Source organism: Paenibacillus sp. FSL R7-0313, from assembly GCF_037969885.1.
GTDB lineage: Bacteria > Bacillota > Bacilli > Paenibacillales > Paenibacillaceae > Paenibacillus.
On record NZ_CP150219.1, the window covers coordinates 3,512,538 to 3,539,094 of the forward strand.

The window sequence follows — 26,557 nt, forward strand, 5'->3', positions numbered from 1 at the left end:
ATGTTAGGATGCGATTGTAGCAGTTTGCTCACAACGATGAGTGAATCGTGTATTGTTGGTGTAACGTGGATGTATGACCTTTTTTGTGATAGAATAGGACGAATGGAACGAAAAGAAGGAAGCCAAACGACAAGAAAAGAAGGAATAGGTGTTGACAACAAAATGAAACCTTTTATATATGATTATTCTCTGGAACAACTGCAGCAATGGGCTGTGGAGAATGGGGAGCCGGCGTTTCGCGGTGGCCAAATCTTTGACTGGATTTATGTAAAACGTGTGAATGATTTCAGTGAAATGACCAATCTGTCCAAGCCATTGCGTGAAAAGCTGACAGAGCAATTTGAATTTGTAACGCTTAAGGAAATTACCAAGTTTGAATCCAAAGATGGCACGGTTAAATTCCTCTTTGGTCTTCATGATGATCATGCCATTGAGACAGTAATTATGAAGCATAATTACGGGAACAGCATCTGTGTAACCACACAGGTTGGTTGTCGTATTGGTTGTACGTTCTGTGCATCCACATTGGGTGGACTCAAGCGTAACCTTACGGCTGGTGAGATTGTTGCCCAGGTTGTGCAGGCTCAGAAAATTTTGGATGAACGCAACGAGCGTGTCAGCAGCATCGTGATCATGGGTTCGGGTGAACCTTTCGAAAACTATGAAGCTACGATGACTTTCCTGCGCATTATGATTCATGAAAAAGGGCTGAACATCGGTCAGCGCCACATCACGGTATCCACGAGCGGAATCGTTCCGAACATCTACAAGTTTGCAGATGAAGATACACAGATTAACCTCGCCATTTCGATCCATGCACCAAATGATGCACTGCGTTCGAAATTGATGCCGGTTAACCGGCGTTTTCCTTTTGAAGACGTGATGGAGTCCCTTCGTTATTATCTGGCCAAAACAGGTCGCAGAATTACGTTTGAGTATGCACTTATTGGTGGGGTAAACGATCAGCCAGAGCATGCAGCAGAACTGGCAAGTGTGCTTAAGAACATGTTGTGCCACGTGAATCTGATTCCGGTTAACCATGTACCTGAACGCAAATACGTAAGAACATCGAGAAGTGACATTTTCAATTTTCAAAAGATTCTCTCGGAACAGGGTGTTAATGTAACCATTCGTCGTGAACAGGGACATGATATTGCTGCCGCTTGCGGTCAGCTTCGTGCAAAGCATATGGAGTTGAGGTGAGAACGTTTTGATCAAAACAGTTCATGTGAGCCATATCGGACGAGTGCGTTCGGTGAATGAAGATTCAGCCTGGATTCGTAATCTCGATACAGGATATATTCTGGGTATTGTTGCCGATGGCATGGGTGGACACCTTGCAGGGGATACGGCAAGCCGCTTGGCAGTAGAGACGTTGGTGAAAGATCTGGGAACATTGGAACCAGGTCTGTCACATGCGTCTCTGTCTGCAGCTCTCAGCGATGCTATTTTGCATGCCAACGAAGTTATCTTCCGCACGGCATCCACAGATGACAAGTACCATAACATGGGAACAACGGTGGTTGCGGCATTATTGAACGATACGGAAGGTGTTATTGGACACATCGGTGATAGCAGAGCCTACAAAATTGCGAACAAAGCTGTGATCCAGCTAACCGAGGACCATACACTGGTGAATGAATTGTTCAAAAATGGTCAGATTAGCAAAGAAGATGTGTCCCATCATCCACGTCGCAACGTACTAACTCGTGCGCTTGGAACAGATGCCGAGGTGAAGGTAGATCTGGATACTGTCAAGCTGGAGGAAGGCGAAGTTCTTCTCCTGTGCAGTGATGGTCTCAGTAACCTGGTCAGCAATGAGCAGATTATTCAGGTTGCCGGCAATCTGGAACTGGCATTGGAGGATCGTGCAGACCGACTGCTTCAGTTGGCTTTACTTGCTGGGGGAGACGACAACATCACGGTTGCTTTGTTCGAGTTGCAGAGGGAAGGTTCCGTGGATACGGAAACGGGGTGTGAGTCATGATTGGGCACCAGCTAGGCGGACGCTATGAAGTGATTGAGCGTGTCGGCGGTGGCGGCATGGCTCTTGTGTACAAAGCCCAGGATCTTCTGTTAAACCGGAATGTAGCGATCAAAGTCCTTAGACAACAGTTTGTGCATGACGAAGAGTTTATTCGCCGTTTCCGCAGGGAAGCACAGTCGGCAGCATCGCTGTCTCATCCGAATGTAGTTAGTATTTATGACGTGGGGCAGGAAGATGACGTTCATTATATTGTCATGGAGTACGTGGAAGGCAAAAACCTGAATGAAATTATTAAAGAACGCGCCCCTCTGCAGGTGGACGAATCGGTGCGAATCGCTTCCCAGATTGCAGATGCTCTTGATCATGCACATCATAATCAAATCATTCATCGGGATATCAAACCCCACAATATATTAATTGGCCGGAATGGCCGCGTGAAAGTAACGGATTTCGGGATTGCCCGTGCGGTTACATCTACAACGATTACGCAGACGGGTTCCGTAGTTGGTTCTGTACATTACTTCTCACCGGAGCATGCCAAAGGCATCGTTACTGGTGAAAAATCGGACTTATATTCTCTTGGGATCGTACTTTACCAAATGCTTACCGGGCAACTTCCGTTTCTGGGTGAAAGTCCAATCAGTGTGGCATTGAAACATTTGCAGGAAGAATTCGATGAACCACGCAAATTCAATCCGTTGATTCCGCAAAGTGTGGAAAATGTCATCTTAAAATCCATGCGTAAAAATCCTCAGGAACGTTATCAGTCGGCCAAAGAAATGCAGACCGATCTGGAAACTTGCCTGATGCCGGAGAGACGTAATGAAACGAAGATTGATTTTCCGGATGAGGATGATATAGATCAGACTCGCGTTATGCCAGCCATCAAGCCTGAACCTCGCGGAGTTACATCGACGGGTGCAGTGCCTGTGATGGAGTCTGACGAAGAAACGGGAAAGGGTAAGGCAAAATCGAAGAGCTGGAAGAAGCCAGCTCTACTCATTTCATTAACCGTTCTTATTCTAATCGCCATGGTGGGCGTTGTATGGTATGTCAAGGGTATGCTCGTTGTACCTGAAGTAACCGTACCTAACGTGATTACCCAGACGGAAGAAAAGGCTCGTGAAATGCTTGAGGAGAAAGGACTCGTCGTCAGTGATGAGGTCATCCGTATGTACCAGGAAGGTGTTGAACCGGGTATCGTCTATGACCAGAGCAGAAAAGAAGGCGATGTTGTCAAAGAAGGTTCGGAGGTCCAGATCAGTGTTGGTGCAGAAAAAGAACTGGTGAAGATGATTGATGTCAAGCAAGACCCTTATGATGAGGCTGTCAAGAAGTTGACTGCGCTTGGCATTAAGGAAGATCAGATTCAGCGGAAAGATGACTTCTCCAATGATGTGGCTTCAGGTTCTGTTATTTCCCAGACACCGGGTGTGAATGAGGAATTTGATCCTGCGATAGTTCAGATTGAGTTAACCGTAAGTAAAGGCACTGAAACGGTCAAAATGCCTGAACTGAAAAATCTTACCCGCAGTGAAGCTGAAGAAAAGCTTAAATCTGCTGGACTGGAACTTGCTCAGGTGCAGGAAGAACCAAGCTATACGATAGAAAAGGGAAAAGTGACGCAGCAATGGCCTGTGGAAGCGGGCACAGAGGTGAGTCCTGGTGATAAGATTACGATCTTTATCAGTACAGGGTATCCGCCTGAAGCGCTGCAATATCCTTTTAATATCAATGTGTCACCCAAAGAAGAGGGCAAAAACAGTAAAATTCGTATCACATATGAAGATGCACGCGGCAAGAATCAGGAATGGGGAACACGCACTGTGAACTCAACCCAGACCTTGACCATTCCACTTGTGCTCGCTCCAAATGAAAATGGGGCTGTGTCCGTATATCGTGATGGACAGTTCCTGGATACGTATCTTGTCTCCTACAGTGACGCCAAAAACGGAACAGTAAATGTACCTTCCATTGACCCGGAACAAAGCACTGAGACGCCGCCAGAAAACGAGCCTGATCCAGGTGAAGGTAGCGTTGATGAAGGCAGTGTTGATCCCAATCAGGAAGGTGAACCTGAGTCCACACCGGCAGACGGTGAAGGTGACAGTGTAGATGAGGACACTTCTGCCATGAATAATGGTAAGGGGCACGGCAAGGAAAAAGAGAAGAAAAAGGAAGTCGTTAACGCATCAAGCCGTCCATAAGGGCGGCTTATGCTGGCGTCTGGAGTGAATGTACCACCATCTAAAGGAGGGCGACGGAGCTATGCCAGAAGGTATCATCGTTAAAGCGCTAAGCGGTTACTATTATGTCATGCCAGTGGAAGACAACGGGGTTCCTTCGGTTGAAGGTTCCGCCGTTCAATGTCGAGCCAGAGGTATCTTCAGAAAACGGGGAACGTCACCGCTTGTAGGTGATCGCGTCAGCTACATGTTGACTGAGAACGGAGAAGGAACGGTTGATGAAATTCGGAAGCGTGAGACGGAACTTATCCGTCCTCCTGTAGCCAATGTAAGTTTGGCTGTTCTCGTGTTCTCTGTGAAGGAACCGGATATGAACCTGAACCTGTTGGACAAGTTCCTTGTTCACATCGAGCAGGCGGGGCTGGATGCACTCATTGTGTTGACCAAACTGGATTTGGCTGATCCAGCCAAAGACACTGTTGCTGAAGTGAAAGCATTGTATGAACAGGTTGGTTATGAAGTGATCTCCACAAGTTCACGTACCGGTGAAGGCAGTGAATTGCTCAGAGACCGTCTGGCTGGTAAGATCAGCGTATTCTCCGGACAATCCGGTGTAGGCAAGTCTTCGATGTTAAATGCATTGATGCCGGGCCTGACGCTGGAGACAAATGCGATTAGCATGCGTCTAGGACGAGGGAAACACACCACCAGGCACGTGGAGCTTATTCCGTTGGATAATGGTGGATTTGTTGCGGATACGCCAGGATTCAGCCAACTGGACTTTCTGGAGATCGGTGTGGAGGAACTCTCCACTTGTTTCCGGGAATTCGCCCAGTTTGCAGATCAGTGCAAATTCCGAGGTTGTACCCATACACATGAACCAGGTTGTCGTGTGCTTGCGGCCAAGGAGGAAGGTCTGATCTCCGAAAGCCGATATCAGCACTATGTGCTGTTCCTGACCGAAATGAAAGATAAGAAGCGGAGGTATTAACATGATTAAAATTGCCCCATCGATATTATCAGCTGATTTTGCCCGCCTTGGTGCGGAAGTTGCAGAAGCTCAAGCTGCAGGAGGAGACTGGATTCATGTTGACGTTATGGACGGTCATTTCGTCCCTAATATTACGCTTGGACCTGCGATTGTGAAGGCGATCGCTCCACATACAAGCTTGCCGCTCGATGTGCATTTGATGATTGAGAATCCGGAGCGTTATGTTGAGGAATTTGCCAAAGCGGGTGCAGCGGTAATTACCGTTCATGCTGAGGCTTGTGTGCATCTGCACCGAGTTATTCACCTGATCAAGGAGCAAGGAGTGAAGGCAGGAGTTGCCCTTAATCCGGGAACGCCAGCGTCTGCCATTCTCGAAGTGCTGGATGATGTGGACATGGTTCTTGTTATGACGGTCAATCCTGGCTTTGGCGGACAGGCATTTATCTCGGGTACGATGAACAAAATCAAGCAGATTCGTACCTGGTTGAACGAAAAGGGACGCCATGATGTACATATCGAAGTAGATGGCGGAATTGCAGCCGATACAGCCCCGCTTGTAGTGGAAGCTGGAGCAGATGTGCTCGTTGCTGGGAGTGCCGTATTTGGACGTGAGGATCGTGCTGCCGCGATTACTGAAATTCGCCGTAGCTACGGAGGCTGATCTATGACCCTTAAGGAGACACTGTGGACGATGGCTGCGAGTCTCGTGACGGGACTTGTGCTTGCTTTGTTTGCGGTTATTCAATCCCCGTTTAATGCCATCACGTCATTAATCGGGGTGGGCGTTGTTATTATGTATTTCCGCAAATTTGATCGTACCGGGCATCGGGTTACTTTTGTCATATTCAGCATACTGTATTATGTACTGAGTGTTTTCATGATCGCTGTCTATCAATATATTCCTGCCCAAACGTAAATGACCTGATCTTCGGGCTTGTCATTGTGGAATAGGGATCGAAGGTTCCGCATAAATATGGTTACATGAGCAGGTTTCTCATGTAGCCTTTTTTGTCGTGTTTGAGGTAAAGAAGGCCTGAAGCATAGGATACGGCGGACGCATGAGCATGATGGGGAGGGTGAATTATGAAATTTTACACATTCAAACTGCCGAAGTTTTTGGGAGGGTTTGTAAAGGCAATTCTTAATACGTTTCAAAAGAACTGATCCGATTGATAAGGTAACAGGGAATACCGCCGCTTTGGCTCAGTCTTATCTGGAATTCGTACCTGCGAAGCGTCATGCGGCGGCCATTCACATGTTAATGAGCGTATTCAAGAATCCCTTTTTTGAATACCAAAAAAGCACCTGCAAGGAACAAGGTGCTTTTTGCTTACCCGATTTATAGTAGCTTTGCGTGATTATACGCGAGTCACTTTACCGGCTTTCAGTGCACGGGTGCTTACGTATACACGTTTTGGTTTGCCGTCAACGAGAATGCGGACCTTCTGAACGTTTACGCCCCAAGTACGACGGTTACGGTTGTTAGCGTGGGATACGTGGTTACCGGTGCCCGGTTTCTTACCTGTCACATAACATTTGCGAGACATAGATTACACCTCCTATCCTAAAATAACCAGTTGCCTTCAGAAACGAAAAGTCATTCCATAAGGACTAAATTGTTCTTCCTGATCATAAAGATCAGGTTTCAGTAGCTAATGGCGTTGTTTAAGCCGGCATGAACCGGATCATTTCCATTACTTAACCTGCATAAAACAATACTTGAATATAATATCATAATTAAAAAAGCTTCGTCAACTGATCCAAAAACTTTATTTATTTCTCCTGTCTAATATAGTACAATGTTGAGTAGTCCATAATACAGTGGTGAACAGGCTGTTGCCGCGAGGAAGTCGGAGAATAAACCGTACTTAGAGGTCGGTGGTCTGCTTTTTGGCAACGCTGTGAGCTGCGGCATTCCATCATTGGCACCAGTCTCCATGCGGCATTCATGCCGGCTCTTGATACCGGTGCATATCCGTATGCCCCGAAGTTAGGGGTGCAGAGAGTGCAGGATATTGGTAGCCCGGCCGCCCAGACCGTTAATCCGGCTGACATGTTGTATTGTATGCCTGTGCCGGACAAGGTATGGACGAAGAATAACGCAGTCCGCGTTAGCGCATGAACAGACCAGACACATCTTGGTGCAAGGTGTTCGTGTATCAAGCTAGGAAGGGGAATTCTCACTTGAGTATACGTTCTTTAAATGGAACAGATTTCACCGCAATGGTACTTGCCGGAGCGGAACAACTTGGACAGCATGCAGAGCACGTCAATTCCCTGAATGTTTTCCCTGTGCCGGATGGTGACACGGGAACGAACATGAATTTGACAATGAGTGCAGGAGTTGCAGAGATTAAAAGAAAAAGTTCTGCCTCCATCGGCGAAGCTGCCGGTATTCTATCGAAAGGCCTGCTTATGGGCGCACGGGGGAATTCAGGAGTTATTCTGTCGCAATTGTTCCGTGGTTTTAGTCGTTCAGCTGCTCCCTATGAGGAACTGAATACGCTCCAATTTGCAGCAGCCCTGCAGAACGGTGTTGACGCAGCTTACAAAGCAGTCGTAAAGCCCGTTGAAGGGACCATTCTTACCGTAGCCAAGGAAGCGGCGAAACATGCCAACTACTACGCAAGACGGACGAATGATATTACTGAATTAATGAATGAAGTTTTGTTAAAAGCAAAAGAAGCACTGGCAATGACTCCGGAATTACTGCCTGTACTGAAACAGGTTGGTGTTGTGGATTCAGGTGGTCAGGGGCTTGTATATATCTACGAGGGCTTTATGGAAGTATTGCTGCAAAGTGACGGAGGGAGTCGTACTTCACTGAACAAAGAAGTAACCCCATCCGCGGCAGCATCTGCTTTGAAACCGGCTGCACCGACAGAAGTGGATATCAAGAAGCCTGCACAGCAGCAGGTGATTGCACCAGAGATGCCATTGTCTGCTCAGGCGAGACTGGAAACGGAAGATATTGAATTCCTGTATGATATGGAATTTTTCATTAACCGCGAGCTTGGAGAGAATGCAGGAGTGGCATTTGATGACGAAGCATTCCGGAAAGCGTTGTCAGTTAATGGGGATTCGATCATTATCATTGCCGATGATGAAGTCATCAAAGTTCATGTCCATTCCAAGACACCAGGCGATGTATTAAACCTGGCGCTGCATTATGGTGAGATTACACAGATTCATATTCTCAATATGCGTGAACAGCATCGGGATCTCTTGACAGCAGGCATGGACATTGCTCCATCACCTGAATTGTTTGCAGAGATTCCACCTGAGGCGGCGCGCAGTATGGAAGAGGCTGTGCTTCCTGCAGATGAGATGGCACCGTATGGTTTTATTGCGGTATCCTCCGGTGACGGTATTGCAGAGATTTTCCAAAGTCTTGGCGTTGATGTTGTTCTGTCCGGTGGACAGACGATGAATCCGAGTACTGAGGATTTTGTAAAAGCCGTTCGTTCCATTGCTGCGGAGCAGGTATTTATACTCCCGAATAACTCGAATATTGTACTGGCTGCGGAGCAGGCTCGTGAATTGCTTGAAGATGAGCGCCGGATTACGGTTATTCCAAGCAAGACCATTCCACAGGGAATGGCTGCTGCTTTTGCTTTCCAGGAAGATGAGTCTGCGGAAACAAACCGTGACCAAATGTTGGAAGCTATTAGCCGGGTACAGTCCGGTCAAGTGACTCATGCGGTTCGTGATACGCAATATGATGAATTGGATATCAAGGCGGGGCACTATATCGGTATTCATAACTCCAAAATTGTAGCGACGGATGAAACTATGCTCCAAGCATGTGAAGGTCTGCTCAAACAGATGATGGAGAGCGGAGATGAAGTGGTGACGATCCTTGAAGGGGACGAAGCTGACCCTGAGGTTACTGCTGCCCTCGCTGCATGGCTTGAAGTACAGTATCCTGATGCTGAGGTAGAGGTACATCTTGGAGGACAGCCGGTGTATTATTATCTGTTCTCCGTAGAGTCCTAATAGCACTCTAGCGAAGAGGAGGAGAGTCATGAGCCACAAAGTTGCGATAGTAACAGACAGTACGGCGGATATTCCCGAAGAACTCATTCGCAAATACGGGATTCATATTGTTCCGCTACGTGTTCTGTTCGGTGAAGAGACCTATGCAGATGGCGTTGATCTGACTTCGGAACAGTTCTACGAAAAGTTGAAGAAGGTATCTGTGTTGCCTACAACTTCACAGCCATCTCCAACCGATTTCATGAATGTGTACCAAGCATTGCTTGATGAGAACCCGGAACGCCCGATTGTATCGATCCACCTGTCATCCGGCATGAGTGGTACCTATCAATCGGCCATGCTTGGCAAGTCTTTGCTGGAGCGTGAGGGTGACATCACCGTGCTGGATTCGAAGTCAGCATCGTATGGATACGGTCTAATGGTGGTACAGGCTGCTGAACTTGCCGAGCAGGGCAAGTCAGCAGTCGAAATCGCTGCGGCTATTGAAGGGATGCAAAAATCTCGCAAATTGTTCTTTCTTGTAGATACTTTGGAGTATCTGCAAAAGGGCGGTCGGATTGGCAAAGCTTCAGCCATCTTGGGAACGTTGCTTAACATTAAGCCGATCCTGTCTATTGATGAAGAAGGCGTTATCTACGCAGTTGAGAAAGTCAGAGGTCATAAAAAAGCAATGGCACGCATTATTGAGCTGTTCCAGAAGGATCTTGCAGGCAAACGGGTGAACCTGGCGGTAGGTCATACCGCTGACCCGGGATCAGCGATCGCTTGTGCAGAGCAGCTGCGGGGTCATTTTACACTGAATGAAGTGATCTATACCAATATTGGAGCCGTAATAGGCAGTCATGTTGGACCTGGTGTCATTGCAATCTTTATGTGGCCTGTTCCGGAATGAGGGATTAGACATGAAATTGGAAGAAATATCAGTTAAGCAAATTAACGGCGTGAGTGCTCTCAAAGAGGGAGAGCTTCACGCCTTTGGCATCTCTACTGTTAAAGACCTGCTTGAATATTATCCGTTCCGTTACGAGGATTATCGTCTGCGTTCACTTAGTGAAGTGAAGGATGGGGACAAGATTACGGTCCAGGGACAGGTGATGGGTATTCCTGTATTACAACGATACGGTAAAAAGTCCCGTCTCACCTGTAAGATCATGACGGAAGAGTGGATGATTACAGCCACCTGGTTCAATCGCCATTTCCTCAAAGAACAACTTACCCCCAATCGGGAGATTGTGATTACGGGCAAATGGGAACAAAAACGCATGCAGATGACAGTTACTGACTCGGAGTTCCCCGATAAAGGCGATGGGCGTTCAGGCACACTGCAACCTGTATATTCGGTAACCGGCAAACTGACGCAACAATGGATGCGGAAAACGATCAATCAAGGGTTAATCCAATTCGGAGATATGATTCCCGAGATTCTGCCTCAGTCCTTGATGAAGAAATACAGCTTGATGCCTCGTAAACAGGCGATTGCGGGGATTCATCGTCCACAGGACAACCGGGAAGGTCAACAGGCCAGACAGCGGATGGTGTATGAAGAACTGTTTCTGTTCCAGTTGAAAATGCAGGCGTACCGTGCGTTGAACCGAAATCGCATGGATGGCGTGGTACATACTACGGACAATACGACGATCCGTGAGTTTGTACGCAGTTTACCATTTGAACTGACAGATGCTCAGAAAAAGGTCGAGCTTGAAATTCTGAAGGATATGCGTTCACCCTATGCAATGAACCGGTTATTGCAGGGTGATGTCGGATCGGGTAAAACGGTTATTGCTGCAATTGCCCTATACACGACTGTTCGATCTGGGTTCCAAGGGGCTCTGATGGTGCCTACGGAGATTCTGGCGGAGCAGCATATGCGTTCACTGCAAAAGCTGTTTGAACCGTTTGGGGTAACCGCAGGGCTGTTAACGGGCAGTGTAAATGGACGTAAACGTAAAGATCTGATCGCCTCGTTGCAAATGGGCATGATTGATATCGTGGTGGGTACACACGCCCTGATTCAGGAAGATGTTTTCTTCCGTGATCTGGGTCTTGTGGTGACGGACGAGCAGCATCGCTTCGGTGTGAATCAGCGCAGCGTTTTACGACGCAAAGGATATAATCCGGATGTGTTAACGATGACGGCTACGCCAATTCCACGGACACTTGCGATTACGGCTTTTGGGGATATTGAAGTATCCACGATCTCGGAACGTCCGAAGGGACGGATTCCCATCTCCACGTATTGGGTTAAGCATGAAATGATGGAGCGGGTGCTGGGGTTTATCTCCAGAGAAGTGGATCAGGGCCGTCAGGCCTATCTGATCTGTCCGCTTATTGAAGAGTCGGAGAAGCTGGATGTGCAGAATGCCATTGATCTGCATGTGCAGATGCAGCAGAACTTTCCGAAATATCGTGTAGGTCTGTTGCATGGCCGGATGACGGCTGCGGAGAAAGAAGAGATGATGCGTGACTTCTACAGCAATGATATTCAGTTGCTTGTCTCCACCACCGTTGTCGAGGTTGGGGTCGATGTGCCAAATGCAACGTTAATGGTCATTATGGATGCGGATCGTTTCGGTCTATCTCAGCTGCATCAGCTTCGTGGTCGGGTCGGTCGTGGTGCACATGCTTCCTATTGTGTACTCATTGCTGATCCCAAGACGGAGGTTGGACAGGAGCGCATGAAGGTCATGACGGAAACGGAGGATGGATTCGAGGTATCCCGGCGTGACCTCGATCTCCGGGGGCCGGGTGATTTCTTTGGTACAAAACAGAGTGGATTACCCGAGTTCCGTCTTGCCGATATGGTTGCTGATTTTGCTGTGCTGGAACAGGCCAGAGATGACGTGACCCACTTAATTGAGGATGCGACCTTCTGGACCTCTATGGACTATGCACCTCTGCGCGATTTCCTACAGCAACAGCAAGTATTCAAGGGCGATCTGATTGACTAAAGCTTGCGACGTAAGCTGGTTTTTCGTATTACCTTTGTAAAAAAAGACAAGTGTACAAGCCCTCCCGACATATGAATAAGAAGTGAGTTCATTCTTTTGGGAGGTGCTATACGTTTTGGGTTATCAACAATATGGAATTAGTCCGCAGCTGGTGGAGCGGATCAAATTAAAGATGAAAAATCCCGCTGTCAAAGAGCGTATCAAAAAGTTGATTGATGGCGTGACCAAGTCTGATCTGCAAGATAAGGCCAAGGTCAGAAGGTTGGTCAAGTCTTCGGCAGTCATTATGAATGAGAATTTCTCTCCGGCTCAGGAGGAGCAGTTTGTTGCTTTTGTGCTCGCGCAGAAGATTGATCCAAACAATACGTTTCATTTGATTAAGCTGTGGGGGATGTTTAGGTAGGGATTCTATGTAATGTTGGGTGGGGTAAAACATTCGTTTACACGAGGGCACTACGATGACAGAATAACCTTCCGAGCGCTGTTATCCCCGGATTTTCTGATTGACCCTTTCCAAGGGTAAAATCCGGTGATAAAGGCGCACGCTTCGCTTCTTTAGGTTATTGCTGTCCTCTCCGTTGTTGTGTAAATTGATATATTTTACAAAACCCAAATTACATTCAAGTTGTGTGGTAATTTAGGAAGGGGTGTTTCATTAGTCATGCAGATGACGTAAGGGAACACCCCTTTTTGAACTTATGGTGCCAGGGAGAAGACTGTCAGCTAAGAACCACAACAACGAAAACAAGGAACTGGGCCATCATACATGGCCTAGTTCCTTGTTGTTTGCGGTGAAGGATTTGTGTTGCTTTCGGTATTCCTCTGGGGTCCAACCGGTCAATTTTTTAAACACCCGAAAAAAATATTTTGGATTGTCGTAACCCAGCTGTTTGGCAACCCGGTAGATTTTATCGTCTGTGCTCGTTAAGAGCTGCTTGGCTTGACTGATCCGTAGTCGGTTTACGTAATCAGTGAAGTTCTCGGATGTCTTTTCTTTAAATAAATGACTGAGGTAACTCGGGTTCAGGTAGAACAGGGACGATACCCATTCCAGCGTTAAATCCTTGGTATAGTGATTATCGATATATGTCCTGACGTTGTCGATCACTTGATCTGATGCGTAGGGGTTGTCTTCCTTAAGCAGAAGAGCTGTTCCCGTCAGCACCTTTACCATGTAATGCCTAATGCACTCCATATCGAACGAGACGTTCAGGACGGCCTCCAAGCTGGAAGAGGCGCTACTGTTACCTCCGTTCTGGATATAGTTACTCAGTAGCCGTTTGGTTTCCGTGATAATGTCTCTACACTGCTCCTTCAGGTGGGCAAGCAAAGCGTCAGGCTGGCGTATGTAGAAAGCAAAGAAATCGGTGATGAGCTCTTCCACCTTCGGTACATTCCCGCTCTCTATAAAAAATAACAGTTCATACGTTCGAGCCCACTTCAGTTGATGTAAAGGAATTTGCTCCCGTGAAAATACGTAACATTTTCCAAAATCGGTAATGGCTCGTTCGTCCAACGCAAGGATTGTTTGATGATGAGCTTCTCGGACCCCACCAATGCCTGTATGAGGCAAGCTGATCCCTACACAACAATCCGTAGTTTCGGATTTGTTCAAAATGATACTTGCTGTTTGTTCCGCCATTTTCTGCAAATCAAGCTGGCCTGAGCAACCCAGATCATGCATCAGGAAAAACAATAGCTGATCCGTTTGTGGATGAGGAATGTACAGGCCATTCGAAAAGGTAGGCAGTTGCTGTGCTGTAAGCGGTTGAGGACCATAAATCGTCAAGAAAATGAACTGGTCAGAAGCCATGATGGCGGCAAATTCCGCAGAGCGGAACACAGGTGTTTTGATGGATGAATGGGGAGCCAGCACATAATTCAGGAAGGCTTGCATGTCTGTATCCCTTTTCATCTGCTCCGTTTCTACTTCTCTTAGAACGACTTCCCGCTGAAGAGAGCGCTCCTGTTCGATGGCTTGGATGGCTTGGTGAAGCGTACCGTGGATTTCATCCCGGCTAAAAGGCTTCAGCAGGTAATTTACAACTTTCGCAGAGATTGCTTCCTGCATATAATCAAAATCGGTATGTCCGCTAATGACAATTAACTTGATGCGCGGATATTGCTGGCAGACTGTCCTGATCAACAGCTTGCCGTCGACCTCAGGCATGCGCATGTCCGTAAAGATAATGTCCGGCTTGAACGATTCAATCAAAGCCAAGGCGTCTGCGCCGTTATCTGCTTCGCCTAAGAGTTCAAGCGAGTGCTCAAAAGTCCCGATTTTTTTCAACAAACCTTTGCGGATCAAGGGTTCATCGTCCACAACGATATACGTGTACATCTCTTGGTCACCTCTTTTCCCAATTGGCCGGAATTTCGAGTGTAATTCGAGTTCCTGTATTCAAATCGGTATGAAACGAAAGGCCGTAACCCTCTCCGTAATACAAAGCAATTCGTGAATGCACGTTTTTGATGCCGATGCTTTGTTTATGCCTTTGACCAACGGCGACGAATTCAGGTGGCTGCTGGAGCAATTGTCGAAGTTCTTCCGCTTGTGTTGAGGACATGCCCACGCCATCGTCCCAGATCTCGAACACGATGCTGTCCTCCTGAAACAAACCGGTAATGGTAACGGAACCCTTCCCACGTTTGTTCTCCAACCCGTGATAGATGGCATTTTCCACGAGTGGTTGCAACAGAAGCTTCAGCATGCGACGACTCCGAATTTCCGGGTCTACATTAAGGTTGAACGCGAACTTGTCACCATACCGAATCTGCTGGATGGCCATGTAGTTTTCTACATGTTGAAGTTCTTCACTGACCGGGACCAGCTCGCTATCCGTTTTGATGCTGTAGCGGAACATGTCCCCGAGTGACTTGGTCATCACCACAATACTCTCAACTTCTTCGATCTCGGCAATGCTATTAATCGACTCCAGCGTATTGTAGAGGAAATGGGAGTTGATCTGTGCTTCCAATGCCTTCATCTGGGAGTCCAGCATGAGGATTTTATTCTGGTAACTTTCTCGGATATGCGTATCGATGTCTTTCATCATTTTGTTGAACTCATGGTAAAGGATTCCAATCTCGTCGACTTGCCTCGTTACTTGAGGCTTGATGGTCACAAAACGATGAGATTTGGTTTTGCGCATCAGTTTGGTCAATTCGATGATGGGTTTGGTGATCAGGTTGGATAAGAAAAAGGAAAGCAGAAGGAAAATGACGGCACAGCTTATGGCCACGTATAACAGCAACTTTTGCGAGATGTTGTACTCCTCATACAACCGATCCATAGAGATGTTGGCAATCACGTTCCAATTGCGGCCGGGAACTTTCTGGATTACCGTCATCATGTTATCTTGGATGGATTTGTACTGTGAATTGCTGCCGACTTGATGCGTTGCCGCAGCCAGCGTATCGGAGAGAGGAGTGCTAACTCTACTTCCGTCGCTGGAGTACAAGATCTCGCCAGCGTCGTTCGCCAGATATAGATTGGACAAGCTTGGTGCCGGATTACGTTTTAGACCGTCAAAAATGTTCATACTGCAATCCAGCATAAACACGCCTAGGAACTCGTTGTTGTTGGGATCGTAGAGAGCTCTGGAGAAGCCAATGGATTCCTTGGCGTTAATGATGTAAGGTTTGACGCCAACTTCACCAATATACAAATCGCCTTTACGTTGGATCGTATTTAGATACCACTCATCGCGAAGTGCGACATAATCAAGGCGTAGGTCTGTGCCGCTACTGCCATAGCTTATCCATTTGCCATCTGGTGTGAAAAGGTACAAACCATTGATGTAATTGTAGCCAAGCAGAATGTTTTCAAAGATCAATTTCAATTTGCTGCGGATCATGAATATTTCATATTGATCGTTGGTACCGTTCAACTTGATTAGTTCATCACTCACAGTGCTGTAAGCGGTTGCATTGGAAGACTGCTGAAGGAGTGTGACGGAGATCCGGTCGATGTTCTGCAAAATTTCCTCCATGCTCTTGACCGAATTGCCTATAGTTGTCGACGTCACGAGAGTGGTCTGCTCATTCACCAGCTTCGTGTAACTGCGATAGGAACTGACAGAAACAACGATAATTGGCACGATCGATACGAGGACGAGGACCAGAAAAAGTTTAGTTTTGATGTTGAACAGAATCATACGTGCTCCTCCCGCCATTTGTCAATTCTAAAAATAGTGCACCATACGAGCCAAAGCAAATGCACTTTTGCCCACCGTATGATGAGAATGTGCACAAAGCAAGAATAAACATGAATCGGGGGAATGACAAGATGAAAAAAAGAAAACGACTGTGGTCCCTAACTTTGGTACTGCTCATGATGTTTCTGAGCGCATGTAGCTCCAGTAGTCAGGAGGGGAGCGGTACGGATAATAGCAACGGGAGTTCAGATGAATCAGTAAAGCCGATTACGTTGACGATGATGCTATCGGGAAACAAGGCGTCTGATGGAGAGGATTTCGAGTTGGAAACCTTGCCGCGTCTGGTAAAAGAGAAGTTTCCGAACATTACCCTTGAAGTGCAGAAATTGCCTGATGATCAGTACAATACATCCGTACGTACCAAGCTTGCGGCTGGACAGGGGCCGGATATGTTCTTGATTTTTCCAAAGAATGCAGCTGGCGGCGTCAATGATTTCGCAAAGGCAGGATTTGCTGCTGATCTATCCGATCTGAAGTTCTGGGACAACATCAGCCAAGGAGCGAAGGCAGATATGTCCTATGAGGGAAAACCTTATGGAGTGGCCAAAGGACTAGACTTCCTCGGCGTTTATTACAACAAGGAGTTGTTACAGCAGGCCGGATATTCCGAGTTTCCGAAGGATTGGCCTTCGTTCCTGGAGTTGTGTCAAAAGTTGCAGGCAGCGGGCGTAACACCAATTGCGATGGGTGACAAGGACCCTTGGATGATTCAATTCGGTATGTATCCGATTGCGGCCAATGTCGTGTATCCGAATGAGATGGATTTTGATGTCAAACTGCAGAACGGCGAAAAATCGCTGACTGATCCAAAGTGGGTTCAAACCATAACCAAATACAAAGAGCTCTATGATAACAACTACGTCGTCAAAAACTCGCTTGGCATTGGTAGTGCCCAATCTGCGCAGTTGTTTATCGACGGGAAAGCAGCCATGACCTTTACGGGAACATGGGATTATGCTTCCATGACGTCCAAAGGCGCTGCCGAATTTACTCGCGGATTCGCCTCATTGCCAGGTAACGAGCCGGAACAGCCGGTGTTTGTATCTGCTGCAACATCTGCGGGATACGCTTTGAACGCCAAATCGGCAAACCTGGATGCAGCCAAGGAAGTACTGAACTACCTGTTCGATGGTGAATCAGATCTGTTCAAGGCATTTGTGGAAGCCAACAGTTCCATCAGCGTGTATAAGGACGTAAAACTTGAAAAAGAATTGTTTAAGGAAGTGAATGACAACTATCAACAAACTGGAAATTCCGTCTACTTCAGCAACCAGATGTGGCCAGCCGGAGTATCGGACGTCATGCAGGCAAAGTTTGCCGAAATTATTGCTGGACAGAAAACAACACCGGAAGATGTGGCAAACGCCATGGAAACCAAGTTCAGCGAGCTGTGGAAAAATTAGAACAAAACGATGCTGTCTGCTGTAAAGGGGAGAATGATTGTCCTTCTTCCCTTGCCGCAGGCCCTCTTGGAAAGGATGGAGCAGGATGAGCTCTACTGTAATGAAAAAGTCCATGTACTGGTTTGCTTTGCCGGCATTGATCTTCTACCTGACCTTCTGGATCTTCCCGATCCTGCGGTTGTTCCAGTACAGTATAACGGACTATAACGGGTACGCCCAAGCCTATAACTATATCGGTTTCGACAACTATAAGGAATTGTTCCGGAGCGACATCCTAGGCATTTCTTTAAAAAATACACTGATCTATACGTTCGTCACCGTCATAGCTGGCAATATCATCGGTTTGGCAATGGCATTGCTGTTAAACATGAAAATAAGAGGAACCGGGATTTACCGTTCCCTGGCGTATATTCCCACATTGTTCAGTGCGATTGTCGTCGGCTTTTTGTGGAGTTACGTCTATATGCCGGATTACGGGCTGATTTCTTCCTTTCTCGATAAACTGGGTATCACAAATGAACTGAATTTCCTGGGTGATTACTCTACCGCGCTGTATTCTATTATCTTCGTGGAAATCTGGAAGACGATCGGAACGACAATGATTATCTTCCTTGCAGGACTACAGACTGTTCCAAGCGACCTTTTGGAAGCCGGACGGATTGATGGCTGCGGCTCATGGAGATTGCTACGACATGTGAAGATTCCATTACTGGCAACAGCGATTACAATCAACGTGACGTTAAGTTTGATCAATGGACTCAAAGCGTTCGACTTCCCGTTTATCATGACGAATGGCGGTCCCGGCACGGCTACCAACACGCTGATTTATACTATATACAAGATGGCATTTACCGAACAACTCTTTGGTAAAGCTTCGGCTCTTGGTGTCATTTCCTTTGCCGTAATTATCGTCATTACCGCTGTTTTTGTCCTGAAAATGAACAAACGGGAGGTGTCGGCATGATGCTTCGTAAAGTTTTGGGGAAAGGGTCCGTTCAGGTCGTCGTGTTGTTGGTGATGGCGTTAAATCTGATTCCGTTAATTATTGCCTTTTCGACATCACTCCGAGATCCAAGCAACAACACAAATCCGCTGGTCCTGTTCCAGGAGATGTCCTTTGCAAGTTACAAGGCTGCCTTCGACCGCATGCACTTTCCGGAAGCGCTATGGAACAGCGTGGTGTTAACCGGCGTATCGGTCGTGTTCGTTGTCCTGTTTGCGGCGATGGCGTCCTACCCGATGGCCCGTTTGAAGACAAAGCTAAGCAAGTTCATGTATTTGTTTTTTTTGTCCGGACTCGTGGTACCTGCTCAAATGGTATTGATACCGATCGTGCAAATGATTAATGCGCTGCATATTCCAACGAATCAATATACGCCTATTTTCATGTTCATTACGTGCAGTCTGCCGTTTTCAACTTTCCTGTACACGGGCTTCATTCGAAGCGGTGTGCCTGAGGAGGTAGAAGAAGCGGCGCACATCGACGGGGCGGGATTATTCCAACGGTTCTGGACCGTCGTGTTCCCCTTACTCATTCCGGTAACGGTTTCGGTCATTATTACGCAAGGTGTCTGGATTTGGAACGATTATTTCTTCAATATGATCTTTATTTCCAGCGCAGGAGATTCACCGTTACCGCTGGCCATGCTCGGATTTTTGGGCGATCAGCAAAATCCCACGCAGTGGAACGTCCTGTTTGCAGCGTGCTTTCTGTGCGCTCTACCGTTGCTGCTGGCGTTTCTGTTCCTGCAAAAATATTTTATCGGTGGTATGACCGTTGGGGCGGTCAAAGGTTAAGGAGGACACTGCAATGAGTGAAAATGTGATAAACAAAGCCTGGCTGGAAAAAGCGCAGGGTCTGATGCCGGAGCTTCGCCAGCAGAAGGTCTATCCGGAACACATCGTGAGCGCAGTTCCGGATGCGTCGGCTTTTCAGGGATGGCGTATCGAACCACTCGGCTTAGCAGAACACTTATCGGATCAAGTGCTGTGCAAGGGAGACAGTGTAACGCTGGATTTCGGAGAACATCTCGTCGGTTATCTAACCTTGTCGCTTCTTAACGAGCGCAGTAATGCAGATGCACCTCTCAGGTTGAAGCTCACATTTGGAGAAATGCCCTGTGAGGTCGGTGAGGATTTTGCAGAATATTCGGGTTGGCTTAGCCGTTCATGGCTTCAAGATGAGATCGTGAATGTGGACGTGTTACCCGGCACGCTAACACTGGACCGTCGCTATGCCTTTCGGTATCTGAAAATCGAGGTGGTAGAAACGTCGATCCGTTACGATATTCGAATTAACGATATATATTGCATGACGGTGACTTCAGCAGACATAGGGGTAGTACCTCAATTGCCTGAAGTTATCGACACGGAGCTGCTGGAAATAGATCGCGTGTCCGTGAAGACACTCCGGGATTGTATGCAGACCGTATTCGAAGATGGACCGAAGCGCGATCGACGTTTATGGATCGGAGATCTTCGCCTTCAGGCCCTCGTCAATTATGGAACATTCGGCTGTAATGATCTCGTCAAGCGCTGTCTCTATCTCTTTGCCGGAACAAGATTGGAGGGAGGCCAAGTAGGAGCCTGTTTGTACGAACAACCGGAACCATACGTGGACGACATTTACCTATATGACTATGCGTTGTGCTTTATTGTGACATTATGGGACTATTTTGAGGCTACGAAGGACAGGGGAACGTTGGAAGAACTTTGGCCGGTCGCTCAAGAACAGATTGAAATTGGGCTTAAACGACTCGATGAGCGGGGCATCGTAAGGGATGACGATACATGGTATTGTTTTCTGGACTGGCATGAAGAACTAAATAAACAGGCTGGTGCTCAGGCAGTTCTCATCTATAGTATGAAAAGGGGAAGGTTGATTGCCAAAGAACTAGGGCTGCCGGAGTATGAGGAATGGATTAACGCCCACATCAAAGACGCTGAGCAAGCAGCCCTCACACATCTGTGGGATGGTGAACAGGGCTTTTTCATCAGTGGTGATAAAAGACAGGTATCCTGGGCATCGCAAGTATGGATGGTTCTGGCTGAGATCATGGATGCTCCGACGGCCCGGCAATTACTTGATCGGTTAACGAGTAACGGAGAAGCTATTGGCATGACCACGCCGTACATGGTTCATCATTATGTTGATGCATTGCTTATGTGCGGGGAAGAGGAGAAGGCACTGGAGCAGATCCGAAGGTATTGGGGCGGTATGCTGAAGGATGGAGCGGACACTTTCTGGGAGCTCTACGACCCGGACGACAAAACGTATTCTCCTTATGGCAGCAATTTGGTCAACAGTTATTGCCATGCTTGGAGCTGCACACCAAGTTATTTTATCAGGCGAAATTTTTTATAATTTTGGACTTGAGGTCAACCAGGTACGTCTGGTTGGCCTTTTTGGATTAGTTCCAGGATTAAACTATAGAGCCAGCCATGCCTATTGTTGTTATTTATCTGTTTTTGTTCGTACCGATAAAAGAACGAGTGGCTATTAATGAAGCGATAAATACGAATATTAATATAAAGTTATATGGGTTTCCTTTAAGTATGTAGACTTGAACGATGAGTGTCAGAGTTGAGATGCTTAAGATTATCCGCAGGACAATCGCCGATAAGCGATCAGGATGATGGCTTCGTCTGGAGATAAAATACAGGGTGTACCATAGAAAACTAAAAAGCAGAAGCAAACCTAAGAGTAGAATGGCAAGCATGCTTGAACACCTTTCTGTAATTAATTTCACTCAATAATTGGAATAACATGACAACTAATTATAACATAGGTTTTTCTGGAGTCTGGCATTTTCATAGAAGTGAAGGGATGAACTATCATATGCATGGTGCAGTATAGTTGATGTATTTTCACAGGATGGACTTTGCTTTCCTCCGGGGGGAGCGGTAAACTGTTGCATACGAGCATACGAGCATACGAGCATACGAGCATACGAGCATACGAGCATACGAGCATACGAGCATACGAGCATACGAGCATACAAGCAACAGCGATCAATGTCATGGATGTTACGTCAAAAAGGCGTGGCTGTGTCGGTATGCATTTTATTTTCAGACAGATGTGGAGGAAGTACGATTGGAAATGTTTACGATGCTGCTGGGTTTATTTGAACGGGCGGCGCTGTTGATTATATTTTTATTCTTTCTGTCGAGGGTGCCGAGATTTAGGCAGATTCTGCAAAAGGGGAAATTAAGGTGGCAGGAGTCTATTGCGGTTACCTTGTTATTTTGTGCTTTTGCCATTTTCGGAACATATACGGGCATTAATGTTGAAGGTTCACTGGTGAATGTACGGATCATCGCCGTGTTATCGGGTGGTATTTTGTTCGGAGCGCCTGTGGGTATTATTACGGGGATAGTCTCCGGGGTGCATCGGTATTTGATCGATATGGATGGAGTTACAGCTATACCGTGTCTAATCACGAGTATCCTGGCAGGTCTGGTCTCCGGTTATATACATAAGTACACGCCCAAGCCTAAGCGATGGATCATCGGTATTGGTGCTGGAATGATCTGTGAAGCGCTGACGATGTTATTAATCTTGTTATTTTCCTATCCCGATCCACTGGGTGCCGATATTGTTTCGAAGATTGCGCTGCCTATGATTCTGGGTGAAGTCAACATTGGGCTGATTGTGCTCCTGGTGCAGAGTGTCGAAGGGGAAAAAGAGATGATTGCAGCCCGTCAGGCGAAGCTGGCACTGGAGATTGCTAACAAAACCTTGCCGTATTTCCGTTCGATTGATGAGGATTCTCTGCGCAAAATTTGCCGGATTATTCAGGAGGATATTCAGGCTGATGCGGTTGCAATTACGGATACCCGGAATGTACTGGCTTATGTAGGATTTGGTGAGGAACGATATCATATCGGTAATGAAATTATAAGTGAGATGACCAAGAAGACGATATCCAGCGGGGAGATTACGATCAGTAATGATGTGATTGATGAAAAAACACCCGATATCCACTCGCTGTTAATCATTCCGCTCAAAGAACGAGGAGACATCACAGGTGCGCTCAAAATTTATTATCGCAAAGCGTACAAAATTACGTATCCATTACAAACGATGGCGGTAGGTCTGTCTCAGATCATCTCGACCCAGATGGAGGTATCGAGGGTAGAAGAGATCAAGGCTGCTGCCAACAAAGCGGAGCTGCGTGCATTACAGACAACCATTCATCCTCATTTTCTGTTTAATGCGCTAAATGCGATTGCTTCGTCCATCCGAACCAAACCGGATCGAGCACGCGAGCTGATTGTGAATCTATCCGGGTACATGCGTTACAATCTGGAGCTGTCGGATGAGTTGATCGATATTCATAAGGAACTAGAGCAGGTCCGTAATTATGTAGAGATTGAGAAAGCTCGCTTTGGTAGCCGACTTAACGTGATCTATGACATTGATGAGGTCGCGGTGCATATTCCGAGTCTTGTCATCCAGCCGCTCGTCGAAAATGCAATTATTCATGGCATTCTCAAGGTGAAAGGACCCGGGACTGTTCGAATCCGGGTACAGGATTATCCGGAGTTTTTACGAATCAGTGTCAGTGATACAGGAGCAGGGATCAGTGCAGATATTATAGACCGGGTTTACCACGACCGTATGCCTGGTAACCAGATCGGGCTGTATAATGTGCATCGCCGCGTTAAGCTTATCTACGGACAAGGTGTAACCATTACAAGGCTGGAACAAGGAACCGATATTTTATTTGATGTGCCCAAAGGAGATGTCGTAACAAGGTGATGATGGATCAATGAGAGCTCTAATTGTGGAAGACGAGATTCTGGCAAGTGAGGAATTGAATTATTTAATCCAGGAACATAGCCAGATTGAGGTGGTTGACCGCCTTGAAGACGGGCTGGATGTACTGAAATTTTTGCAGGAACAAGAAGTAGATGTCATTTTCCTTGATATCAATATTCCCTCGCTGGACGGTATGATGCTGGCCCATCATATTGGGAAGTTTGCAACGAAACCCTACATTGTATTTACTACGGCGTATAAGGAACATGCAGCGGAAGCCTTTGAGTTGGAGGCATTTGATTATATTCTGAAGCCGTATGACGAGAAACGAATTGCTGCAATGCTCCATAAGCTGGAGCTCGCATTCAAACGTGATCATGCGCCGGTGGAGCAACATGTTGAGGATGGACCAGTTACTATGGTAGACGGATCTGCTGCACAGGGAGATCTGTTACGAGATACTAATTCCCATACGGACAGAAGAATTAATCTGCTGCGGAATGACAATATTATTGTTACGGATACGGCAGACATCTACTATGCGGAAGCGCAAGAGAAAGTGACGAAGGTATATACCAAAAATGGGGAGTTCACCATGCCAGTGAGCATATCGGATTTTCACAGCCGACTGCCACAGGATACGTTCTTTCGCTGCCACCGTTCGTACGTCGTAAATCTGTCGCAAATCCGTGAAATTGTACCTTGGTTCAACAATACGTATCTGCTCCGTCTGCGCGATTTGGAAGCTGAAGTGCCCGTGAGTCGTGGGAAGGTCAAAGAATTCAGGCAACTCATGCGCATCTAGAAGCATTTCATTCCGCATCTGATGCAACTCATGCTCAAAACGGTGTAATGAATCCCCTTTCATGTATGATTAGCTTGTGAACGCATTCATGTATATGACATCGGCAAAGGGGAGATCACGATGAAAGCAACCATTTCATCCGTTTCATCAACACCTGAATCAACATCTGCACCTACAAAAATGAACCGCTGGCTTATTGTTTTGGGGACCATCATTGTACAAATGGGTCTTGGAACCATCTATACTTGGAGTTTATTTAATCAACCGTTGTCTGATCGTTTCGGATGGGACGTCAGCTCGGTCGCGATAACTTTTTCAATTACCAGTTTTGCTTTGGCATTTGCCACATTGTTTGCAGGACGGTTGCAGGAACGTTGGGGTCTTCAGCGCCTGATCCGTGTAGCCGGGGTTGTGCTTGGGCTGGGTCTTATTCTGAGTTCCCAAGTCACTTCGCTAACACTGCTGTACATTTTGGCTGGATTTGTTGTTGGTTTTGCAGATGGTACGGCGTACATTACGTCACTGTCTAATCTGATCAAATGGTTCCCGGAGCGCAAAGGTCTGATCTCGGGGATCTCTGTCGGCGCCTTTGGTACCGGTAGTTTATTGTTCAAATATGTGAACTCGGCATTGATTGGTGCCGTTGGTCCTGCTCAGGCATTTATGTACTGGGGCATTATCGTTCTGGTTCTGGTCGTTGCGGGATCATTCCTGATTCGTGAAGCGGTTGTTCGTGAACAGGCTCCGGCAAGCAAGGAAGGATCCAAACAAGTCGTGGCACGTCATGACTACACGGTGAAAGAGATGCTGCGTACAAAAGAAGCGTACATGCTGTTTGTTATTTTCTTCACGGCGTGTATGAGCGGTCTGTATCTGATCGGTATTGTCAAAGATATCGGTGTACAGCTTGCAGGTCTCGATGTAGCTACCGCTGCGAACGCAGTGGCCATGGTTGCAATCTTTAACACGGCAGGACGTATTATTCTCGGTGCGCTGTCGGATAAAGTAGGACGAATGAAGGTCATTGCTGGTGCGCTGCTTGTTACAGCCGTAGCTGTCATGACACTTAGTCTGGTTCCACTGACCTTCGGGATTTTCTTCGCCTGTGTCGCGGCCGTTGCATTCTGTTTCGGAGGTAACATTACCGTATTCCCGGCGATTGTGGCCGATTACTTCGGACTGAAGAATCAGAGCAAAAACTATGGCGTGATCTATCAGGGATTTGGATTTGGTGCTTTGGCAGGATCATTCATCAGCGCTCTGTTGGGCGGATTCCATCTAACCTTCATCGTGATTGCCGTACTCTGCGCTGTCTCGCTGTTGCTCGCACTGATCATCACCCCTCCAGGTCAAGGTCGTCGTGCACGTCAACGTGAAAAACAGATGAACCTTAACCCTTCATCACGGGCAAGCTAACAACATGCACTGGAAGGACGGAACAGAGAATATTTCTTCATCTTAAAAAGCAAATTAAAAAACAAAGTAAACAAAGCGGTCTCCAGACGAGGCCGCTTTTTGGTATCTACAGTTGTCAGATTGCCGAACTGTTGTCCGATCGGACCAATCTGGCTACCTGCAAGCGTGGTGCCTTGTGTGCATTCCATCATTCGCATCTGTTATACTCTAGGTGAATTCAACAAGACCAAGATAAGTTATGTACCCCAGAGGAGGCATATCATGAAGTTCATTAAATACACACAACCTGATTTTGATGATTATTATGCATTGGTTTCCAATATGGAAGTAATGAAACAGATTACAGAACGTGCAATACCGGAGCAAGAGGCGAGAACGCAATTTGAGTCCATGCTGGAGTTTAATGAGCGTTCCACTTGCGGACATTACCGGGTTTTTAGTGAAGATGGTGCCGGTGTGGCGTATGCCAAATTGATTCCGGATCAGGAGGACCCGACCAAGGCTGAGATAGGTTACATGATCCTGCCTGAACATTGGGGCAAAGGCCAAGGCACATCCATAGCGTCACGGTTGATTATTCAGGCACAAGCCGCAGGGATTGGATCCCTCTATGCAGTTATCGATCCGGGTAACGCTGCTTCCCGCCGGATCTTGACCCGCCAGAACTTTGTATCCACCTGGACAGGTGATTACGATGGTCTTCCTGGTGAGATTCTGGAGTTAAATCTTCAAACGAAGCGGTAAAGGAACTGTTCTGAGGGTAATCAGATAATATAGGGCATCTTGCTATGAGATGGCTGAAATTCATTATCACCGTGGGAGTTCACGCATGCACATTTCATGCAAG

The 26,557-nt window shown here is 46.9% G+C and carries 23 protein-coding genes; 19 read left to right on the forward strand and 4 right to left on the reverse strand.

Features of this window, described 5'->3' with window-relative positions; all coding sequences use genetic code 11:
- The first annotated feature begins 162 nt into the window (after positions 1-162).
- The 7 genes from rlmN to spoVM all read left to right on the forward strand — a co-directional run bounded on the left by rlmN (position 163) and on the right by spoVM (position 6,328).
- Positions 163-1,203: a 23S rRNA (adenine(2503)-C(2))-methyltransferase RlmN gene (rlmN, locus tag NSQ38_RS15415; protein ID WP_017687452.1), complete on the forward strand. Its 1,041-nt coding sequence runs from the start codon at positions 163-165 to the stop codon at positions 1,201-1,203.
- Between the two features lie 7 nt (positions 1,204-1,210).
- On the forward strand, positions 1,211-1,987 hold the full coding sequence (locus NSQ38_RS15420) for a Stp1/IreP family PP2C-type Ser/Thr phosphatase (RefSeq protein WP_036614606.1): 777 nt from the start codon (positions 1,211-1,213) through the stop codon (positions 1,985-1,987).
- Positions 1,984-4,194 (forward strand): Stk1 family PASTA domain-containing Ser/Thr kinase, encoded by a 2,211-nt coding sequence (gene pknB / locus NSQ38_RS15425; RefSeq protein WP_339782774.1) that lies wholly within the window; start codon positions 1,984-1,986, stop codon positions 4,192-4,194. The genes NSQ38_RS15420 and pknB overlap by 4 nt, the downstream gene beginning before the upstream one ends.
- A 61-nt stretch (positions 4,195-4,255) precedes the next feature.
- Positions 4,256-5,164 carry a ribosome small subunit-dependent GTPase A gene (gene rsgA / locus NSQ38_RS15430; protein WP_017687455.1) on the forward strand — a complete coding sequence of 303 codons (909 nt, stop codon included), beginning with the start codon at positions 4,256-4,258 and terminating at the stop codon, positions 5,162-5,164.
- A 1-nt stretch (position 5,165) separates the two neighbouring features.
- Positions 5,166-5,825, forward strand: coding sequence for a ribulose-phosphate 3-epimerase (gene rpe, locus NSQ38_RS15435; RefSeq protein WP_017687456.1), 660 nt, complete (start codon positions 5,166-5,168; stop codon positions 5,823-5,825).
- 3 nt (positions 5,826-5,828) lie between these two features.
- Entirely contained in the window at positions 5,829-6,080 is a 252-nt protein-coding gene (locus tag NSQ38_RS15440; RefSeq protein ID WP_091014322.1) for a hypothetical protein, read from the forward strand.
- A gap of 167 nt (positions 6,081-6,247) precedes the next feature.
- Positions 6,248-6,328 carry a stage V sporulation protein SpoVM gene (spoVM, locus tag NSQ38_RS15445; protein WP_019424875.1) on the forward strand — a complete coding sequence of 27 codons (81 nt, stop codon included), beginning with the start codon at positions 6,248-6,250 and terminating at the stop codon, positions 6,326-6,328.
- A 194-nt stretch (positions 6,329-6,522) separates the two neighbouring features.
- Here spoVM and rpmB read toward each other — a convergent pair whose 3' ends face one another.
- Entirely contained in the window at positions 6,523-6,711 is a 189-nt protein-coding gene (rpmB, locus tag NSQ38_RS15450; RefSeq protein WP_017687459.1) for a 50S ribosomal protein L28, read from the reverse strand.
- Positions 6,712-7,348: 637 nt separating this feature from the next.
- On the opposite strand from rpmB, the gene NSQ38_RS15455 reads away from it, so the two are divergent.
- The 4 genes from NSQ38_RS15455 to NSQ38_RS15470 all read left to right on the forward strand — a co-directional run bounded on the left by NSQ38_RS15455 (position 7,349) and on the right by NSQ38_RS15470 (position 12,511).
- Positions 7,349-9,160 carry a DAK2 domain-containing protein gene (locus NSQ38_RS15455; protein ID WP_339782776.1) on the forward strand — a complete coding sequence of 604 codons (1,812 nt, stop codon included), beginning with the start codon at positions 7,349-7,351 and terminating at the stop codon, positions 9,158-9,160.
- A gap of 28 nt (positions 9,161-9,188) precedes the next feature.
- Complete coding sequence (locus NSQ38_RS15460; RefSeq protein ID WP_339782778.1) at positions 9,189-10,052, forward strand: DegV family protein; 864 nt, start codon at positions 9,189-9,191, stop codon at positions 10,050-10,052.
- 10 nt (positions 10,053-10,062) lie between these two features.
- Positions 10,063-12,108: an ATP-dependent DNA helicase RecG gene (gene recG, locus NSQ38_RS15465; protein WP_339782780.1), complete on the forward strand. Its 2,046-nt coding sequence runs from the start codon at positions 10,063-10,065 to the stop codon at positions 12,106-12,108.
- Positions 12,109-12,223: 115 nt separating this feature from the next.
- Positions 12,224-12,511: a stage VI sporulation protein F gene (locus NSQ38_RS15470; protein ID WP_036614589.1), complete on the forward strand. Its 288-nt coding sequence runs from the start codon at positions 12,224-12,226 to the stop codon at positions 12,509-12,511.
- A 357-nt stretch (positions 12,512-12,868) separates the two neighbouring features.
- Here NSQ38_RS15470 and NSQ38_RS15475 read toward each other — a convergent pair whose 3' ends face one another.
- Entirely contained in the window at positions 12,869-14,449 is a 1,581-nt protein-coding gene (locus NSQ38_RS15475; RefSeq protein WP_339782781.1) for a response regulator, read from the reverse strand.
- A 7-nt stretch (positions 14,450-14,456) separates the two neighbouring features.
- The gene (locus NSQ38_RS15480) at positions 14,457-16,265 is read right to left on the reverse strand and encodes a sensor histidine kinase (protein ID WP_339782782.1); all 1,809 of its coding nucleotides are present in this window, start codon (positions 16,263-16,265) and stop codon (positions 14,457-14,459) included.
- A 131-nt stretch (positions 16,266-16,396) separates the two neighbouring features.
- On the opposite strand from NSQ38_RS15480, the gene NSQ38_RS15485 reads away from it, so the two are divergent.
- The 7 genes from NSQ38_RS15485 to NSQ38_RS15515 all read left to right on the forward strand — a co-directional run bounded on the left by NSQ38_RS15485 (position 16,397) and on the right by NSQ38_RS15515 (position 25,710).
- Positions 16,397-17,728: an extracellular solute-binding protein gene (locus tag NSQ38_RS15485; RefSeq protein ID WP_339782783.1), complete on the forward strand. Its 1,332-nt coding sequence runs from the start codon at positions 16,397-16,399 to the stop codon at positions 17,726-17,728.
- 85 nt (positions 17,729-17,813) lie between these two features.
- Complete coding sequence (locus NSQ38_RS15490) at positions 17,814-18,692, forward strand: sugar ABC transporter permease (protein WP_249912206.1); 879 nt, start codon at positions 17,814-17,816, stop codon at positions 18,690-18,692.
- Positions 18,689-19,525, forward strand: coding sequence for a carbohydrate ABC transporter permease (locus NSQ38_RS15495; RefSeq protein ID WP_339782785.1), 837 nt, complete (start codon positions 18,689-18,691; stop codon positions 19,523-19,525). Before NSQ38_RS15490 ends, NSQ38_RS15495 begins: the two co-directional genes overlap by 4 nt.
- 13 nt (positions 19,526-19,538) lie before the next feature.
- Complete coding sequence (locus NSQ38_RS15500) at positions 19,539-21,092, forward strand: sugar hydrolase (protein ID WP_339782786.1); 1,554 nt, start codon at positions 19,539-19,541, stop codon at positions 21,090-21,092.
- A gap of 735 nt (positions 21,093-21,827) precedes the next feature.
- A complete protein-coding gene (locus NSQ38_RS15505; RefSeq protein ID WP_339790548.1) occupies positions 21,828-23,489 on the forward strand; it encodes a sensor histidine kinase in 1,662 nt (553 codons plus the stop codon).
- Positions 23,490-23,499: 10 nt separating this feature from the next.
- On the forward strand, positions 23,500-24,294 hold the full coding sequence (locus NSQ38_RS15510; protein WP_339782789.1) for a LytTR family DNA-binding domain-containing protein: 795 nt from the start codon (positions 23,500-23,502) through the stop codon (positions 24,292-24,294).
- 180 nt (positions 24,295-24,474) lie between these two features.
- The gene (locus NSQ38_RS15515) at positions 24,475-25,710 is read left to right on the forward strand and encodes an OFA family MFS transporter (protein ID WP_091034815.1); all 1,236 of its coding nucleotides are present in this window, start codon (positions 24,475-24,477) and stop codon (positions 25,708-25,710) included.
- Here the strand turns inward: NSQ38_RS15515 and NSQ38_RS15520 are convergent.
- Entirely contained in the window at positions 25,707-25,901 is a 195-nt protein-coding gene (locus tag NSQ38_RS15520) for a hypothetical protein (RefSeq protein WP_339782790.1), read from the reverse strand. The two genes, NSQ38_RS15515 and NSQ38_RS15520, sit on opposite strands and share 4 nt — an antisense overlap.
- Positions 25,902-25,971: 70 nt before the next feature.
- On the opposite strand from NSQ38_RS15520, the gene NSQ38_RS15525 reads away from it, so the two are divergent.
- The gene (locus tag NSQ38_RS15525) at positions 25,972-26,454 is read left to right on the forward strand and encodes a GNAT family N-acetyltransferase (RefSeq protein ID WP_091028682.1); all 483 of its coding nucleotides are present in this window, start codon (positions 25,972-25,974) and stop codon (positions 26,452-26,454) included.
- Positions 26,455-26,557: the final 103 nt, after the last annotated feature.